The sequence below is a fragment of the Cellvibrio sp. genome, from assembly GCF_046347455.1.
Lineage (GTDB): Bacteria > Pseudomonadota > Gammaproteobacteria > Pseudomonadales > Cellvibrionaceae > Cellvibrio.
In genome coordinates this window covers 228,671-246,353 of record NZ_JAXMGC010000007.1, presented here as the reverse complement: position 1 = coordinate 246,353, position 17,683 = coordinate 228,671, and the positions used below count along the sequence as shown (strand labels likewise).

The 17,683-nt window shown below is 47.1% G+C and carries 15 protein-coding genes; 6 read left to right on the top strand and 9 right to left on the bottom strand.

The window, feature by feature from the left end; all coding sequences use genetic code 11:
• Positions 1 to 23: 23 nt before the first annotated feature.
• The 9 genes from bamA to rpsB form a co-directional block, all read right to left on the bottom strand.
• On the bottom strand, positions 24 to 2,723 hold the full coding sequence (gene bamA / locus U1F02_RS14020; RefSeq protein ID WP_409991031.1) for an outer membrane protein assembly factor BamA: 2,700 nt from the start codon (positions 2,721 to 2,723) through the stop codon (positions 24 to 26).
• A 52-nt stretch (positions 2,724 to 2,775) separates the two neighbouring features.
• Positions 2,776 to 4,131: an RIP metalloprotease RseP gene (gene rseP / locus U1F02_RS14015; protein ID WP_409991030.1), complete on the bottom strand. Its 1,356-nt coding sequence runs from the start codon at positions 4,129 to 4,131 to the stop codon at positions 2,776 to 2,778.
• Between the two features lie 20 nt (positions 4,132 to 4,151).
• Positions 4,152 to 5,351, bottom strand: a complete 1,200-nt coding sequence (ispC, locus tag U1F02_RS14010; protein ID WP_409991029.1) for a 1-deoxy-D-xylulose-5-phosphate reductoisomerase — start codon at positions 5,349 to 5,351, stop codon at positions 4,152 to 4,154.
• Positions 5,351 to 6,193, bottom strand: coding sequence for a phosphatidate cytidylyltransferase (locus tag U1F02_RS14005; RefSeq protein ID WP_409991028.1), 843 nt, complete (start codon positions 6,191 to 6,193; stop codon positions 5,351 to 5,353). Before U1F02_RS14005 ends, ispC begins: the two co-directional genes overlap by 1 nt.
• Positions 6,186 to 6,920 (bottom strand): polyprenyl diphosphate synthase, encoded by a 735-nt coding sequence (uppS, locus tag U1F02_RS14000; protein WP_409991027.1) that lies wholly within the window; start codon positions 6,918 to 6,920, stop codon positions 6,186 to 6,188. The genes U1F02_RS14005 and uppS overlap by 8 nt, the downstream gene beginning before the upstream one ends.
• 134 nt (positions 6,921 to 7,054) lie before the next feature.
• The gene (gene frr, locus U1F02_RS13995) at positions 7,055 to 7,612 is read right to left on the bottom strand and encodes a ribosome recycling factor (RefSeq protein ID WP_409991026.1); all 558 of its coding nucleotides are present in this window, start codon (positions 7,610 to 7,612) and stop codon (positions 7,055 to 7,057) included.
• Positions 7,609 to 8,346 (bottom strand): UMP kinase, encoded by a 738-nt coding sequence (gene pyrH / locus U1F02_RS13990; RefSeq protein WP_409991025.1) that lies wholly within the window; start codon positions 8,344 to 8,346, stop codon positions 7,609 to 7,611. Before pyrH ends, frr begins: the two co-directional genes overlap by 4 nt.
• 217 nt (positions 8,347 to 8,563) lie before the next feature.
• A complete protein-coding gene (gene tsf / locus U1F02_RS13985; RefSeq protein WP_409991024.1) occupies positions 8,564 to 9,433 on the bottom strand; it encodes a translation elongation factor Ts in 870 nt (289 codons plus the stop codon).
• An 89-nt stretch (positions 9,434 to 9,522) separates the two neighbouring features.
• Complete coding sequence (gene rpsB / locus U1F02_RS13980; protein WP_409991023.1) at positions 9,523 to 10,260, bottom strand: 30S ribosomal protein S2; 738 nt, start codon at positions 10,258 to 10,260, stop codon at positions 9,523 to 9,525.
• Between the two features lie 303 nt (positions 10,261 to 10,563).
• On the opposite strand from rpsB, the gene uxuA reads away from it, so the two are divergent.
• The 6 genes from uxuA (at position 10,564) to U1F02_RS13950 (ending at position 17,672) form a co-directional block, all read left to right on the top strand.
• Positions 10,564 to 11,748 (top strand): mannonate dehydratase, encoded by a 1,185-nt coding sequence (uxuA, locus tag U1F02_RS13975; RefSeq protein WP_409991022.1) that lies wholly within the window; start codon positions 10,564 to 10,566, stop codon positions 11,746 to 11,748.
• A 153-nt stretch (positions 11,749 to 11,901) separates the two neighbouring features.
• Complete coding sequence (gene map / locus U1F02_RS13970) at positions 11,902 to 12,672, top strand: type I methionyl aminopeptidase (protein ID WP_409991021.1); 771 nt, start codon at positions 11,902 to 11,904, stop codon at positions 12,670 to 12,672.
• Positions 12,673 to 12,737: 65 nt separating this feature from the next.
• Positions 12,738 to 15,425 carry a [protein-PII] uridylyltransferase gene (locus U1F02_RS13965; protein WP_409991020.1) on the top strand — a complete coding sequence of 896 codons (2,688 nt, stop codon included), beginning with the start codon at positions 12,738 to 12,740 and terminating at the stop codon, positions 15,423 to 15,425.
• Positions 15,426 to 15,457: 32 nt separating this feature from the next.
• Entirely contained in the window at positions 15,458 to 16,657 is a 1,200-nt protein-coding gene (gene dapC, locus U1F02_RS13960) for a succinyldiaminopimelate transaminase (RefSeq protein ID WP_409991019.1), read from the top strand.
• On the top strand, positions 16,654 to 17,325 hold the full coding sequence (gene nth / locus U1F02_RS13955) for an endonuclease III (RefSeq protein WP_409991018.1): 672 nt from the start codon (positions 16,654 to 16,656) through the stop codon (positions 17,323 to 17,325). Before dapC ends, nth begins: the two co-directional genes overlap by 4 nt.
• A gap of 2 nt (positions 17,326 to 17,327) precedes the next feature.
• Entirely contained in the window at positions 17,328 to 17,672 is a 345-nt protein-coding gene (locus U1F02_RS13950) for an ArsC family reductase (RefSeq protein ID WP_409991017.1), read from the top strand.
• Positions 17,673 to 17,683 lie beyond the last annotated feature (11 nt).

Here is a 17,683-nt window from a genome sequence, read left to right as displayed (position 1 = left end):
AAATTAACAGCGTTTAAAATTGCTTAGAAAGTTTGACCCAATGTGAAATCAAATACCTTGTCGTCATCGTAAGGATCATCCTTACTAATTTTCTTAGACAAGCTGAATTGCATTGGACCGAAGCTGGAAATCCAGGTTAAGCCAACACCTACAGACGCCTTAAGGTCGTTAACATCCACACCGTGACAGTTTCTTTGTTGTGGACCGCAGTGCGTATCAAAGACATTACCCGCATCCAAAAATAGAACCGATTGTACAGAGCGTTGATCTTTAATAAACGGCAACGGGAATAAAATTTCTGCACCGCCTTCCATAATAACATTACCGCCAAATGCTCCGCGACGACGACCGTAATCGGTTAAAGGACGACCATCAACACCAGAAGGAGGCTGCGAAATAATTTTACCGACGTTTTTACACTTTGTTGGATCCTCACACAAAATTAGCGCTGGATTGTAAACCTCATCCTCGTCTTGCTTACCATCGCCATTAACATCGTCCCAAGCCGTGTACGCAAATTTTGCTTCTTCCTGAACAGTACTTCTAGGACCAAGGGAATTTCGCTCAAAACCACGAACAGAACCGAAACCACCACCATAGAAGTTTTCGAAGAATGGCAACCGATCTGTTTTGCCATAACTATCCGCATAACCAACACGACCATGCACACGTAAAGTTAAACTTTTAGTAAGCGGCTTATAAAATTGACCTGCATAGTCCAACTTAAAATATTCCAAATCGCCGCCAGGCAATGTTAGCTCGCCGGAAATACGTTGTTGTGCGCCACGGTCAGGTAGCACACCACGATTCAACGTAGATTTCAGCCAAAAGACATTTGCAATCGCATCATTAAATGTATCGCCGTATTTGTCGATAAATCCTTTTTCACCCAGTTGATCTTCTGTTACTGGATTAAGACTATAGGTATCAGCAAGATAATCGATTCCGTTAGCATTGTTGCTAAGTATGGATTGGTAGTCTGCATAGCTCAGGTACGCATTTGATATTGGCAATAGCCTTCCGTATTGATCTGAACCATAGACATATCCATTAATAAAGCGAGGAGTACGCTGAATTTCCTGAGACGAATAACCGGTAGGCGTTACTTCAAGATTGCGTAAGCCTATATCGAAGCCTATACGTTCAACTTCGGAAATCGGATAACCGAAAGTCACTTTACCCCCGTAGGTATTTGTACTGTATGGAGTAATGTTGTATTCGCCGTAATCACTCTTGGTATAGTAAAGACCGAAACCGCGGCTGATACCGTCAGGAGTGAAGTATGGATCGTTATAATTGAATGAATAAGTGGTTTGATAGCGGTTATGGCTAAAATTGAAGCCAATCTGCTTGCCCGTACCAAACCAGTTGTTTTGTTGGATGCCCGCTTGGAACAACATTCCTGAATATTGTGCATAGCCAATTTGTAAGCTCATGCTACCCGAAGGTTGCTCTTCAACGGTGTAGGTGACATCAACTTTGTCAGACGAACCAGGAACTTCTTTAGTATCTACCTTCACCTCTTTAAAAAAGCCTAAACGCTCCAAATGAACTTTTGAATTATCAATTTGCGCAGTAGAAGCAGACCCACCTTCCATTTGGCGCATCTCACGACGCAAAACCTCATCGATGGTTTTAGTATTACCTTTGAAGTTTATGCGATTTACATAGGCGCGCTTACCTGGCTCGATATAGAACGTAAGCTTTACGGTTTTGTCTACTTCATTTTTCTCTGGCATACCTTCCACTTTTGCGAATGTATAACCCTCGTTACCTAATCGCTGAGTCATATACTCAGAAGAAGTTGTCATCAATATTTGTGAGAATACTTGATCCTTCCTAACCAGCAATAAACTGCGCAAGATTTGAGGATCAATAACAGGATCACCCGCCAACTCAACATCACTAATTTTATAAATATCACCTTCAGTAACGTTGATAGTGATGAAAATCTGCTCTTTATCGGGACTCAATGAAATTTGGGATGAATCAATCTTGAAGGAAAGATAGCCGCGATCCATGTAGTAGGATTCGACCTTCTCCAGATCGCCTTTCATTTTTTCTTTGGAATATTTGTCATTACCGCTCAACCAGGAAAACATGGTTGAGGTATGCAGCTCAAACAAATCAAGAAGCTCTTGATCGCTAAAAACTTTGTTTCCAACAATATTAATTTGTTTAATACGTGCTACAGCACCTTCATTAATTTTTACTTTTACTTTTACTTGGTTGCGAGGAAGATCTTCTATTTCAATTTTTACAGATGCACCGTAACGACCCTGCGCGATGTATTCACGCTGCAAGGCTTGCGTAATACCTTCCAAGGTCGCACGCTGGAAAATTTGGCCTTCAGACAAATTGTTTTTCTTCAAACTATCCATCAGGTTTTCAGACTTGATGGCCTTGTTACCTTCCAATTCAATTTTGGTAATAGCGGGGCGCTCTTTGAGCACAAGCACCAAAACCTCGCCGTCGCGCTGAATAGCGACATCGGCGAAGAAACCTACTTTGAACAATTCGCGAGTAGCGTTTTGGATGTCAGATTGGTTTACCGTATCGCCTACACGTATGGGCAGAGCACTAAACACGGTACCGGCAGAAACACGCTGCAAACCTTCTACCCGAATATCACTTACACGAAAGTTTTGGGTTTGCGCTTGCACGACGAACGACGTGAGCAACGCCAACAGGCAACAGAAAAATCGGATTGAAACTCGCTTCATATGGTCATCTGATCTACTAATTAGAATTCATCGTGGCAGAGAGGCTTAGCCGCTACAGCCGCATAATATCGTTATACATGGCCAACATACTTAGGCCTATGACTATCATAAGCCCCACCTGATATGCCAGAACCTGTACCTTTTCAGATACTGGCTTACCCTTAATAAGCTCTACCGAGAGATATAACAGATGCCCGCCATCCAGCACTGGAATGGGCAAAAGGTTAAACACTCCTAGAAAAACACTGAGCAAGGCCAAAAAGCCAATGAAGCTCTTTAAACCTATCTGCGCTGAAGAGCCGGCCACCTTAGCAATGCTTATCGGCCCACTCAAGTTTTTTGTAGAAATTTCTCCCAGGATGAGCTTTTTAACAGATAAAAGCACAAATCCAGACGTGTCCCACGTACGCTTGATCCCCGCCACCAAAGCTCCGCCCACTGAATATTCGTAGTGACGCAAGGATTCCGCGGACAAAGGTTTGGGTGCCATACCAACACGCCCATAAGAGACTCCCTTTTCGGTAAAAGATTCCGGCGTAACCGATAAACTTATGACTTGCAGATCACCTGTAGTGGTTTTTCGCTCAACATCCACAATCACGGGTTGATTAGCGCGCGGGCGAACAACCGACTGGAAGTCGCGCCAGTCTTTAACCGGGATATCATTCACCATCATAAGTTTGTCTTCAGACTGAAAACCGGCGCGTTCAGCAGGTGTATTAGGCAGAACATCGCCAACAATTGGCTTAACTGGGCCAAGATCTATACCTAATCCTGCAAGCGGTTCAGGATCTTTCGCATCTCTCATCCAGTTATTAATCGGCAAGTTAATTTCGTAGGTCAGATTGGAATCGGGGTAACGAACCTTAAACCGAATCTCGCCTGATTCGCCCAAGCGACTGATCAAATGACGCGCAACCGCCTGTTCGGTGGGTGTTTGCTGCTCGTCAACCGACATAATTTCCTGCCCCACTTCCAGACCGGATTTGGCCGCAATCGAATTGGCTTCAACAGACGCGATAACAGGAACCAAGCCGCTTTCGCCACCCAATAACAACCCCCAGAACAGCAGAATCGCTAGAATGAAATTGGCCACCGGGCCTGCCACAACTATAGCCATACGCTGACCAACGGTTTTGCGGGTAAAGGCTTGAGATAGAAGTTCCGCCGGAACTTCGCCTTCCCGTTCGTCAAGCATTTTCACGTAACCGCCAAAGGGCAAGGCAGACAACGAAAATTCCGTACCATGCTTGTCGTATCTGCGCCAAAGTACTTTTCCGAAACCCAGGGAGAAACGCAACACGCGCACACCACACAGCCTCGCCACATAGAAATGACCGAACTCATGCACCGTCACCAACACAATGATGGCAACGAGGAATGAGAAGATGGTATGCAGTAAATCCATAGGGAAGCGTTAGACCTGACTTATAGTGCGCTGATCAACGAATGCGCTAGCTGACGCGCTTTCTGGTCGCTGGCTATGACCAGCTCCAGTGAATCCGGTTCAATTACCTCTTGCCGATCCAGCACAGAGGCGATGATTTGGGAAATCTGGTCGAACCGAATTTGACGCTGTAAAAATGCGGCGACCGCCACTTCATTCGCCGCATTCAAAATGGTGGGAGCGGTCGCGGCACGCTCAGCGGCTTGTTTCGCCAAACGCAAACAGGGGAAGCGTTCATAATCAGGCGCCGAAAAATCCAGTCGCGCCGTGGCGATAATATCCAGACTCGCCACGCCAGACGGAATACGTTCCGGCCAAGCCAACGCGTGTGCAATAGGTGTACGCATATCGGGGTTGCCCAACTGGGCCAACACCGAACCGTCCACGTATTCCACCATTGAATGAATAACACTTTGCGGATGAATCACCACCTGCACTTGATCGGGCTTGGTATTGAACAACCAGCAAGCTTCAATAAGCTCCAAGCCTTTGTTCAACATAGTGGCGGAATCAACGGAAATCTTTTGCCCCATACTCCAGTTGGGATGAGCGCAAGCCTGCTCAGGTGTCACCGCTTTCAAATCCGCCAAGGGCGTATTGCGAAAGGGGCCACCGGAGGCGGTTAGGAGAATTTTCCGCACACCGCTAGATTGCAAACCGTTTACGAGATAATCCGAGCGATGATTCGGCAAACATTGAAAAATCGCATTATGTTCACTATCAATCGGTAACAAGGTCGCGCCATGTTCAGCAACAGCGCGTGTGAACAAGCCACCTGCCATCACCAGCGCTTCTTTGTTGGCGAGCAACACTTTCTTACCCGCTTTGACTGCAGCAAGCGTTGGCAATAAACCTGCCGCCCCCACGATTGCCGCCATAACTACCTGAACATCAACATGGCTTGCCACTTGCGCCAGCGCATCTTCGCCCTGCAGAACTTCGGTTTTGCAACCTTGGCGACGCAATTCTTCGGCAAGCGCTAAGGCCGACGCTTCATCATTCAAAACGGCATAGCGGGGATTGTGCTGCAGACACTGGGTCGCAAGGATTTGCCATTTGCGGTCGGCAGTCAGCGCGAAAACAGAATAGCGATCGGGATGACGCGCCAGAACATCCAGCGTGCTCACGCCAATGGAACCCGTGGCTCCCAAAACAGTAACTTGTTGAATAGCGCTACTCATTACTGACCCAACACCCAGCCGCTGAGCAGCAGCGCCAATGCAAATACAGGTGCAGCCGCCGTGATGCTATCAACGCGATCTAAAATCCCGCCGTGCCCCGGGAGAATGACACCGCTATCTTTTACACCAGCATGGCGCTTGACCATGCTCTCCAACAAATCACCCAATACCGAAAACAAGCTGGTTGGCAGAACAATCGCGAGCAAGGTTAAGAACGAGCTACCACTCAGGTGAGCGACAAGCGCAACCAACACCACATTGGAAATTAAACCGCCTGCAAAACCTTCCAAGGTTTTACCGGGGCTAACTGAAGGCGCCAATTTGTGTTTACCGAATTTGCGCCCGGAAAAATAACCGCCCGTATCTGCCGCTGCAACTATGGCGGCGATCATAACAACGAGCCAAGTACCTTGTGGCTGAAAGCGAACGTACACAAGTGCCAACCAAGTAGGAACCAGCACCAACACGCCCATGGCCAAACGCGAAACGGGATGCCCCCACAAGGCTGTGCTTGTGGGATAGGCCTTTACCAAGAATAAGGCGATAAGCCACCAGATTACTGCAGCAACTAACACACTTTTTACTACAACCGGATTAAACGTTTGGCCCGCTGAAAACAAACCCGCTGCACTCGCTGTTCCTGCCAAAACGAGTGCAATAAAAATAGCATAGGCAATACGCTGACCAAGGGCGCCGCAACTGGAAAGATTTGCCCATTCCCAAGCACCAATTAAAACTACAGCACCGATAAAGAGCGCAAAATGCGTTAAAGACAAACCAAAAAGTGCTGACAAAAAAACAGCCGTTAAAATAATTGCTGTAATGACCCGTTGCTTAAGCATGGGTAGCTCCCGCTTCAATTTGGTCGCCGGTCATACCAAAACGGCGCTGGCGTTCGTGAAAAGCTTTGGCTGCACGTTTGAGTTCATCTGCATCAAAATCTGGCCACAACTTATCGCTAAAAAATAATTCAGCGTAGGCGCACTGCCAGAGCAAAAAATTGCTAATGCGCACTTCACCACCCGTGCGAATCAATAGATCGAGCGGCGGCAAATCGGCTAAAGACGTGTAGGAATCCAATAAATTTTCGTCAATGTTTTCTGCATCAACGCGACCGTCTTTTACATCAACCGCGAGCTTTCTTGCGGCTTCAGCAATATCCCAACGACCGCCGTAATCAGCAGCAATAACCAAGGTCATCTTGCCATCTTTGGTTAGCTCTTCGGCTTCTGCAATCGCGTTTTGGATGCCTTTGCTAAAACGTGTGCGATTACCAATAACGCGCAAACGAACACCTTTTTTCTTGAGCGCTTTGGCTTCGTTTTTTAAATAGAGTTGAAACAGCGACATAAGTGCTTCAACTTCCAGCGGTGGGCGCTTCCAATTTTCGCTGCTGAATGCAAAAACCGTAAGAACCTCTACACCAATTTCTTCGCAAGCGGTCATGGCATCACGAATGCGTTCAACGCCTACTTTGTGCCCGGCAACGCCGGCCAAGCCGCGCTGTTTGGCCCATCGATTGTTGCCATCCATAATAATGGCGACATGGCGTAGTTGATTCTCAGACACACATTTCTCCCGCTGGAAAAGCTACAGCATTTAATCCTTGCCGCAGCTGAAAAAAGTTTTACTTGATTTTTAATGTTTCAAAAAAAACAAACTGGCTCGCTACAAGTAACGAGCCAGTTTTAATATTGATATCCTTAGACAGACATCAAATCAACTTCTTTTGCGGCCAGAGCCTTATCCACTTCAGCGATATATTTATCGGTGATTTTTTGGATTTCATCTTGTGCGCGACGATCATCATCTTCACTGATCGCTTTGTCTTTCAACAAAGCTTTTACATCGCCCAATACATCGCGACGAACATTACGCACAGACACGCGACCGTTTTCTGCTTCAGCGCGCGCTTGTTTGATAAAGTTTTTACGGGTTTCTTCGGTCAGCATTGGCAATGGAAGGCGAATCAAGCCATTGTTAGTTGAAGGGTTTAAACCCAAATTAGATTTCAGAATCGCCTTTTCAATTTCAGGAACCAAGTTGCGCTCCCAGGGGCTGATTGAAAGGGTGCGCGCATCTTCAACGTTAATGTTTGCCAATTGGCTCAGAGGAGTATCTGCACCGTAATAATTTACGGTAATGCCATCCAACAAGCTTGGGTGAGCACGGCCGGTACGGATTTTATTGAAGTTATTGCCTAAAGCTTCAATCGCTTTTTTCATGCGCGCTTCGGCGTCTTTTTTAATATCGTTAATCATTGGTTTTTATCCTCTTCGATCAAAGTGCCTTCGTTGCTACCTACAACAATGTTCAACAAAGCGCCGGTTTTATTCATACGGAACACACGCACAGGCATATCGTGTTCGCGACACAAGCAAATGGCCGTTAAATCCATAACACCCAATTTTTTGTCCAAGACTTCATCGTAAGACAAGCGATCATACTTAGTCGCTGTTGGATCTTTTTTCGGGTCGGCGGTGTAAACACCATCCACTTTAGTGGCTTTCAATACTATGTCCGCATCAACTTCAATACCGCGTAAACAAGCAGCAGAGTCGGTGGTAAAAAATGGGTTGCCAGTACCGGCAGAGAAAATAACCACCTCGCCAGAATTCAGGAAACGAATTGCACGGCGGCGGTCGTAATGTTCGACAATACCGCTCATGGGAATCGCCGACATAACGCGGGAAGAAATGTTGGAGCGCTCTAACGCATCACGCATAGCCAGAGCATTCATCACTGTGGCGAGCATGCCCATGTGGTCGCCGGTAACTCGGTCGAGGCCAGCAGCGCTCAATTGCGAGCCGCGAAAGAGGTTTCCGCCACCAATCACCAAGCCAACTTGTACGCCTATCCCAACCAACTGACCAATTTCCAGCGCCATTTTATCGAGCACTTTGGGGTCTATACCGAAACCTTCGGTTCCCATCAGCTCCTCACCACTCAACTTCAACAAGATGCGCTTGTACTTTTTATCCCTTGGGCTAGACATAAAGGCTCTCCAAACAATGAGTTAGCGGGTTCTTCTGGCAATTTTGGGAAATTTAGCCAGAGTGCAAAAAAATCGGCGCAGTTTACCAGAAAAACCTGTGTTTGCGCGGAGACATGGCTGGTTTTAGTCATCGCCAACCAGACAAAATCAAACCCCAGACAATAAAAAAACCCACACAAGTTGCCCTGTGCGGGTTTTTCCGTTCTCGCAATGAGAATTAACCTTTGGTAGCAGCAACCTGGGCAGCAACTTCAGCAGCGAAGTCTACTACTTCTTTCTCGATACCTTCGCCCACTTCCAAACGCACAAAGCTCTTAACGGTAGCGCCTGCAGTTTTAGCGTATTGCGCAACAGTCAACTCTGGGTTCTTAACGAATGGTTGGTCAACCAAGCTGCTTTCTTTCAAGAACTTGTTGATACGGCCAACAATCATCTTCTCAACGATTTCAGCTGGTTTACCAGCCATATCTGGCTGAGCACGGATGATTTCTTTTTCTTTCTCAACAACTTCTGGAGACATTTGGTCAGAGCTTACAACCACTGGGTTAACAGCCGCTACGTGCATAGCAATGTCTTTACCGATTTCGTCGTTACCGCCTTCCAATTGAACCAATACCGCGATACGGCTGTTCAAGTGCAAGTAGCCACTCACTACGCCGCCTTCAACGAGGCTAACGCGACGAACGCTGATTTTTTCACCGATTTTTTGAACCAATGCTTCACGCGCAGTTTCCAATTCGCCAGCAGTCAAAGCGGCAACGTCGGTTTGCTTGGTGGTGAAAGCTTTGTCCAACACTTGGTTTACGAACGCAAGGAAGCCAGCGTCACGGGCAACGAAGTCAGTTTCTGAGTTCACTTCTACCGCAACAGCGTAGCTGTTATCAGCAGCAACTTTAACTGCTACAACGCCATCAGCAGCAGTACGGCCCTCTTTCTTAGCCGCTTTCAAACCAGATACTTTACGCAGGTTTTCAATCGCCAAGTCTACATCGCCGTCAGCTTCGCCCAATGCTTTTTTACATTCCATCATGCCCAAACCGGTACGGTCGCGCAGTTCTTTTACCAATGCAGGAGTAACAGCTGCCATGATTATTTCCTCTTAAAAGTTACAGATTCTTGATACAAAAAGGGGGCTGAGCCCCCTTCTTACGTTTAGCTGGTTAGCTCAGGGCTGAATTACTCAGCGCTACCTTCAGCAGCTACGTATTCATCTTTGTTTGGAACTGAAGATGCAGATTTAGAACCTTCCAAACATGCATCAGCAACAGCTTGTGCGTACAACTTGATTGCACGGATGGCGTCGTCGTTACCTGGGATAACATAGTCAACGCCTTCTGGGTTACTGTTGGTATCCACTACACCGATAACTGGAATGCCAAGCTTGTTAGCTTCTTGAATTGCGATACGCTCGTGGTCAACGTCGATGATGAACAATGCATCTGGCAAACCATTGATGTTCTTGATACCACCAATTGAACGCTCAAGCTTTTCCATGTCGCGCGAGCGCATTAAAGCTTCTTTTTTGGTCAATTTAGCGAAAGTACCGTCTTGACTCTGAGTAGTCAGATCTTGCAAGCGACGGATTGAAGCGCGGATGGTTTTGTAGTTGGTGAGCATACCGCCCAACCAACGATGACTAACAAATGGTTGGCCAGCGCGTTCAGCTTGTTCTTTGATGGTTTTTTGCGCAGCGCGTTTAGTGCCAACAAACAGAATTTTTTTCTTTTGAGACGCCATTTGTTGAACCAAAGCCAAAGCTTCGTTGAACGCAGGCACAGTGTGTTCAAGGTTGATGATGTGAATCTTGTTACGCGCACCGAAGATGTATTTACCCATCTTTGGGTTCCAGTAACGGGTTTGGTGACCGAAGTGGACACCGGCAGACAACATGTCGCGCATGCTTACTTGTGGCATTTTCGTAATCCTAAAATGTATGGGTTAGGCCTCCACATACCCCGCTAATCAACCCTTAAACTTGCGTTTTCAGGCACCCAGATGTCGCGTGTCGATATGTGTGTGACGTTAAAAGTTAATCTCTTTTCGACCTTAGGCCAAAAAAGAGGCGCGCTTTATACCACATAAAGCCCTGCCAGTGAAACTTTTTGATGTTTTTAAACCAAAGAAATGCTGGATTAACCCCCAAAACAACTTGTACACTAGTTGCCATTATGACTTGCTAACCGCGAGCAACCGTTTAACCCTAACGAGCAATCAACCATGAAAGAAACCTGGCGCTGGTTTGGCCCCAAAGATTCTGTATCGCTGCAAAACATCGCGCAAGCTGGCGCAACTGGCATTGTTACCTCCTTACACCACATCCCAACGGGCGATGTGTGGCCTCTGGAAGATATCCTAGAACGCAAAAAAATCATTGAAGATCATGGACTTGAGTGGGCCGTTATCGAGAGCATCCCACTTCACAACGACATCAAAACCCGCACCGGCAACTATCAGCAGCTGATTGAAAATTACAAGCAATCCATTCGCAATGTCGCCGCCGCAGGCGTTTATGACGTGTGCTACAACTTTATGCCCGTGGTGGATTGGACTCGCACCAACCTCAGCTATACCTTACCGAACAAGGCTCAGGCACTGCGCTTTGAAATGAGCGACTTCGCCGCATATGACGTGTACATGTTGCAGCGTCCCGGCGCTGAAAATGACTACAAACCAGATGTGCTCGCAAAAGCCAAGGCTCGTTTAGATGCCATGAGTGACGAAGAAAAAGCATTGCTGGAAAAGAACATTATTGCCGGTCTGCCCGGTGGTGAAGGCTCTTACGACCGTGAAGGCATCCGCGCCGCTATCGATCTCTTTATCAAAATGGGTAACGAAGGTATGCGCGCCAACTTGTTTGCGTTCTTGCGCGAGGTTATCCCCGTGGCGGAGGAAGTAGGCGTTCGCATGGCCATCCACCCAGACGACCCACCATTCTCCCTATTCGGTTTGCCGCGCGTTGTTTCTACCGCAGACGACGCCCGCGCACTGCTACAAGCCGTGCCGAGCCCCGCTAACGGTCTAACACTCTGCGCAGGCTCTTATGGCGCGCGTTGCGATAACGACTTGGTGGCTATGGCACGCGAATTCGGGGAGCGTATCTACTTTGTTCACTTGCGCAATATTAAGCGTGAAGATGATGGCTCCTTCTACGAGTCCGATCATTTGGATGGCGACAACGACATGGTCGGCTTAATTGATGCGTTGCTGGATGAGGAAGCACGCCGCTCTAAAGCGGATAGCAAACTTCCCAAAATCGCTATGCGCCCAGATCATGGTCACCTGATGGCGGATGAAATCGGCAAGCCCGGCATCAACCCCGGTTACTCGTTCGCCGGACGAATGAAAGGCCTTGCCGAGTTACGCGGCGTTATACATGCGCTCACGGCAATACGCGCTCGCTAAACTCAAGTGCAAGTCAATCCAAAAGCCCCTTCCCAGTAAGGGGCTTTTTTATGGCGCAAACTATGACAACTATTGCTTTTGGCCTTAGTCAAACCCTGCCCAAATCGTTTAGAATGCCGGCACCATTATTACTTGCTGAGTTTATTCAACCCAATGTCCGTAACCATTAAGACTGCTGCTGATATCGAAAAAATGCGCGTTGCTGGCCGCATGGCCGCCGAAGTGCTGGAAATGATCGGCCCCTTCGTTCAACCCGGCGTAACCACTGCTGAATTGGATAAGATTTGTCACGACCACATCGTGAATGTTCAAAAAGCCATTCCGGCATGCTTGGGCTATCGCGGCTTTCCTAAATCCATCTGCACATCGGTTAATCAAGTTGTCTGTCATGGCATTCCTTCGGACAAAAAGGTGCTAAAAGCGGGCGACATCATCAATATCGACGTTACAGTGATTTACGAAGGCTTCCACGGCGACACCAGCGCTATGTATTTTGTAGGTACGCCGGCACCGCACGCCGAGCGTTTGGTACAGGTCACGCAAGAGTGTATGTACAAGGCAATAGCGCTGGTAAAACCAGGCTGCACTTTGGGCGATATTGGCCACGTGATTCAGCAACACGCCGAAGGAAACTATTACTCCGTTGTGCGCGAATATTGCGGCCACGGCATCGGCAAAGTTTTCCACGAAGAACCACAAATTTTGCATTACGGCCGCCCTGGTACGGGAATGGCCCTGAAAGAAGGCATGGCGTTTACAATTGAACCCATGATTAACGCAGGCAAGCCACAAACTAAGTTAAAAAGCGATGGCTGGACTGTTGAAACCAAAGATGGCCGCCTCTCTGCCCAGTGGGAGCACACTATGGTTGTGACCGCGACTGGCGTAGAAGTTTTAACAGCGCGCAAAGACGAAAAATTCTAATCAAATCTATGCACATCAGTTGCACTGATGTGCTGCCTTTTCGAAACCAATTCGGATAGCAAACTATGTTGATGACTGCGGTGCCCTACTTCGAGCGGCCCTTATTTTTCTTTGACCAAAGCCGCTTCAGGCGAGCTTTGGCCGAACAACCGCACATCACCGTTTTTAAAGACGCCATTAGCGCAGCCAATTTGCAATTCAATCGCCGTTTTGTGGAAGGCGAAGATATACGCACATTGGTGTACGAGCGCGCGCTTTTTATCGACTGCATTTTGCATTACGCATGGCACAAATTCGATTGGCCAGACAGCATCAGCCTCGAAGCTGTTGGCGGTTACGGACGTGGCGAGTTACACCCTGCTTCCGACATTGATTTATTGATTTTGCACAGGCCAGAAGTGCTTGCGGAATGCGAAGAAAAAATCGGCCAGTTTTTTACCTTCCTGTGGGATATCAAACTCGAAATTGGCAGCAGTGTACGCACGGTAAAACAATGCATTGAAATTGCGCGCAACGATATTACTGTTGCCACCAATATCATGGAATCGCGCACTTTGGTGGGCGATGAATCCCTTCGCCATGAACTCTTACAACAATCAGCTCCCAACAATATTTGGTCTGCAGAAGATTTCTTCCGCGCAAAGTGGGACGAGCAAATCGCGCGTCACAAAAAATATAACGACACCGAATACAACCTTGAACCCAATATTAAAAATGCCCCAGGCGGCTTGCGCGATATCCAAACGATTAGCTGGGTAGCAAAACGTTATTTCCAGGTTCGCACTCTAAAGCAGTTAGAAGGCAAAGGCTTTTTTACCGAAGAGGAATTCTCGTTGCTTTACAGCGGCGAAGAATATTTATGGCGTGTACGCTACGGCCTGCACATGGTAGCCAAGCGGGCCGAAGAGCGGCTGATGTTTGACTATCAACGCGAGCTCGCCAAATTATTCGGTTATGTTGATGAAGAAGGCTCGCTTGCCGTTGAGCAATTCATGCATAAGTATTATCGAACCGTGCTTTCTTTGCGTGAATTGAATGATGTGCTTTTGCAGTTTTTATCGGAAGCTATTCTGCAAAAAGGCAAATGTAAAAGCGTTGTCTCCGTTAATGAACGTTTTCAGCTACGCGATAACTACATCGAAGCTACCCATACCTATGTGTTTGAAGAAAACCCATCGGCATTATTGGAAATGTTTGTGCTGATGGCACAAAACCCCAAGATTGTGGGCGTACGTGCATCAACCATTCGCTTGGTGCGCGAGAGCCGCCATCTGATCGATGATGAGTTCCGCAACAATCCCAAAAATACCCAGCTCTTTATCAAGCTATTGCAGTATCCCGGCGGCTTGGTAGAACAACTAAAACGCATGTTGCGTTATGGCATCCTCGGTTTGTATCTACCGGAATTTGGCCAAGTCACCGGCCAAATGCAACACGATTTATTTCATATCTACACTGTCGATGCGCACACCTTAAAAGTCGTGCAAAACATGTGTAATTTTTTGTTACCCAGTGCGAAAGAAGAATTTCCTATTTCCGCGCACATCATGACACGCTTACCACGCCTTGATTTGCTGTACATCGCCGGGCTTTATCACGATATTGGTAAAGGCCGCGGTGGCGATCACTCTACCTTAGGCGCGGTGGACGCAGAGATTTTTTGTAAACGCCACGGCATTTCTGCGCGGGAAACACGTTTAGTTTCGTGGCTCGTTGAGAAGCATTTGTTGATGTCTTCCGTCTCACAAAAGCAAGATTTATCAGACCCCGAAGTCATTCGGAATTTTGCGCTCATTGTGGGCGACCAAATGCACTTGGATTATCTTTTTGCACTCACTGTTGCTGATATTAACGGCACTAACAAAGAGCTGTGGAATACGTGGCGTGCAAGCTTAATGCGCCAGCTCTATATGGAAACCAAGCGCGCATTGCGCCGTGGTTTAGAAAACGCAATAGATAAACATGATTTGATTGAAGAAACCCAACAAGCGGCCATTCGTAAATTAGGTAACAGCCGTCTTAGCGAATCGCAAATTTGGGAATTCTGGCGCGATATGGGTGAAGATTATTTCTTGCGCGAAAGCGTGGCCGATATTGCATGGCATACAGAAGCGATCGCAGGTCATTTACACGATGAACCGCTCATTCTTATCAAGAAAACCACGAATCGCGAATTAGCGGGCGCGACACAAATTTTTATTCGCACCAAAAACCAAAAGAACGTTTTTGTTGCAGCGGCCTCAGCATTGGATCATTTAAATCTCAGCATTCAAGACGCCAAGATTTACAGCTCCAACTCGGGATATACCATAGATACCTTCTTTGTACTCAACCAAGACGGCAAACCTTTGGGCAGCAATCCAACGTTGCTTAAAAATATCCACCAAAGCTTGTTGGAAGAATTGCGTTTAGCGGATAACTATTCTGAAGTGATCAGCCGCCGCACACCACGTCGTATGAAATATTTTGCCATGCCTACCCGAACCAGCTTGAGCCACGACACTGTGCGCAACTGTAGTGTGCTGGAAGTTATTTCACCCGATAGACCCGGATTGCTAGCCTGTATTGGCCGTATCTTTATGCAATTTGGAATACATCTGATCAACGCAAAAATCGCAACACTGGGCGAACGCGTTGAAGATATTTTCTTCATTGTGGACAATCAGGGGAATCCGTTGATCGACACAGCGGTCGCAGAGAATCTACAGCGCGAAATTCGCGAACAATTAGACAAGCGCGCGGACCTTCACTGAAACCACACGCGCGCAACTTAGTGAACGACAAGATGAACAAAGATTTAGATTTATTACATCCCTATCCTTTTGAAAAGCTCGCGGCGTTGAAAGCGGCCGTTACAGCGCCAAAAGATTTAAACGATATTATGCTGTCCATCGGCGAACCAAAACACGAGCCGCCAGCCTTCGTATTAGACACACTAGTAAAGAACCTTAACAAGCTGAGCAACTATCCTACCACTAAAGGTATTCCTGAGTTACGCGAGGCTATCGCAAGCTGGGCGAGTAAACGGTTCAAATTGAATTCAGGAACATTTACGGCCGACAAACATGTATTACCCGTAAATGGTACACGCGAAGCACTTTTTGCGTTTGCACAAGCAATTGTCGACCGCACCAAACCAAATCCAATTATTGTTTCACCCAATCCCTTCTATCAAATTTACGAAGGAGCTGCGATTTTATCCGGCGCGGAACCCCATTTTTTAAACTGCACGCCGGAGAATAATTTTATTCCTGACTTCGCTGCAGTACCCGCGGAAATTTGGGAGCAAACACAATTACTGTTTATTTGTTCACCCGGAAATCCGACCGGTGCGGTAATGAGCACAACTCAATTAAAAGAGTTGATCGCGCTCGCAGACAAATACGACTTTGTGATTGCATCCGACGAATGCTATTCAGAACTTTATTTTGATGAGCAGAACCCTCCCGCAGGGCTGTTACAAGCTTGTGCAGAATTGGGGCGCGATGATTTTGCACGCTGTGTGGTTTTCCACAGTTTGTCTAAACGCTCTAACCTGCCGGGCTTGCGCTCCGGTTTTGTTGGCGGCGATGCAAAAATTCTGGAAAAATTTTTGCTGTACCGCACCTATCACGGATGCGCCATGCCGGTTCCAACACAATTAGCCAGCGTAGCCGCATGGCAAGATGAAACTCATGTTGTGGAAAATAGAAGCGCCTACCGCAAGAAATTTGATGCCGTTCTGCAAATACTTGACGGTGTGTTAGATGTGCAAAAGCCCGACGCCAGTTTTTATTTGTGGCCGAAAACCCCCATCAAGGGCGAAGTGTTTGCACAAAAATTATTTGAAGCCCAGAAAGTGACTGTCTTACCGGGTAGCTATTTAGCACGCGAAGCTCAGGGTGTGAATCCCGGTGAGGATTACGTGCGTATGGCGCTTGTTGCACCGCTCGCTGAATGTATCCAGGCTGCGGAACGCATTAAGGCTTTTGTACAATCGCTATGACCGAGTTAAAAAAATTATCCAAACAGGAACGTGCGGATTACATTCGTGAAAAGCTTCAGCAGCTTTACCCGAACCCGCCCATCCCGCTGGATCACAAGGACGCTTACACTTTATTGATTGCTGTTTTGCTTTCAGCGCAATGTACCGATGCAAGGGTTAACACGGTTACGCCAGCTTTATTCGCATTGGCCGATAATCCGCACGATATGGCAAAAGTGCCAGTAGAAAAAATTCAGGAAATTATTCGACCCTGTGGTTTGTCACCGCAAAAATCCAAAGCCATTTCTGTGCTATCGAAAATGTTGGTGAATGAACATGGTGGCCGTGTCCCGGACGATTGGGATGCACTGGAACGCTTACCCGGCGTTGGCCACAAAACAGCAAGTGTTGTGATGAGCCAGGCCTTTGGTCATCCCGCTTTTCCGGTGGATACGCACATTCACCGACTAGCACAACGCTGGGGATTAACCAGCGGTAAAAATGTTGTACAAACAGAAAAAGATTTAAAGCGACTCTTTCCAAAAGAAAGTTGGAACGCCTTGCATTTGCAAATTATTTATTATGGCCGAGAACACTGCTCGGCTCGCGGTTGCGATGGCACTGTGTGTGAGATATGCACAACAACTTACCCAAACCGAAAGAAACCAAAAATTGTATTGAAGCCTTAAGCATGACCACTCTATACGGCATTAAAAATTGCGACACAGTTAAAAAAGCGCGTGATTGGCTCGCGAAAAATAATATCGAGTATCGCTTCCACGATTTCCGCGCGGACGGCTTGGACAAGGATCAAGTTAAAAGCTGGATTGCTGAAATCGGTTTGGAGAGTTTAGTTAACAAACGCAGTACAACCTGGAAAGAATTAGACGAAAGCACTAAAGCAAACTTTACGGAAAAAAGTGCTGTCGCCATAATTTTGAAAAACCCGACTTTAATAAAGCGACCATTATTAGAAACCGGCACGAAAAAGCAGCTGGGTTTTAAAGACGCAGAATACGCAAAAATTTTTAATTAGTTATTATCAGG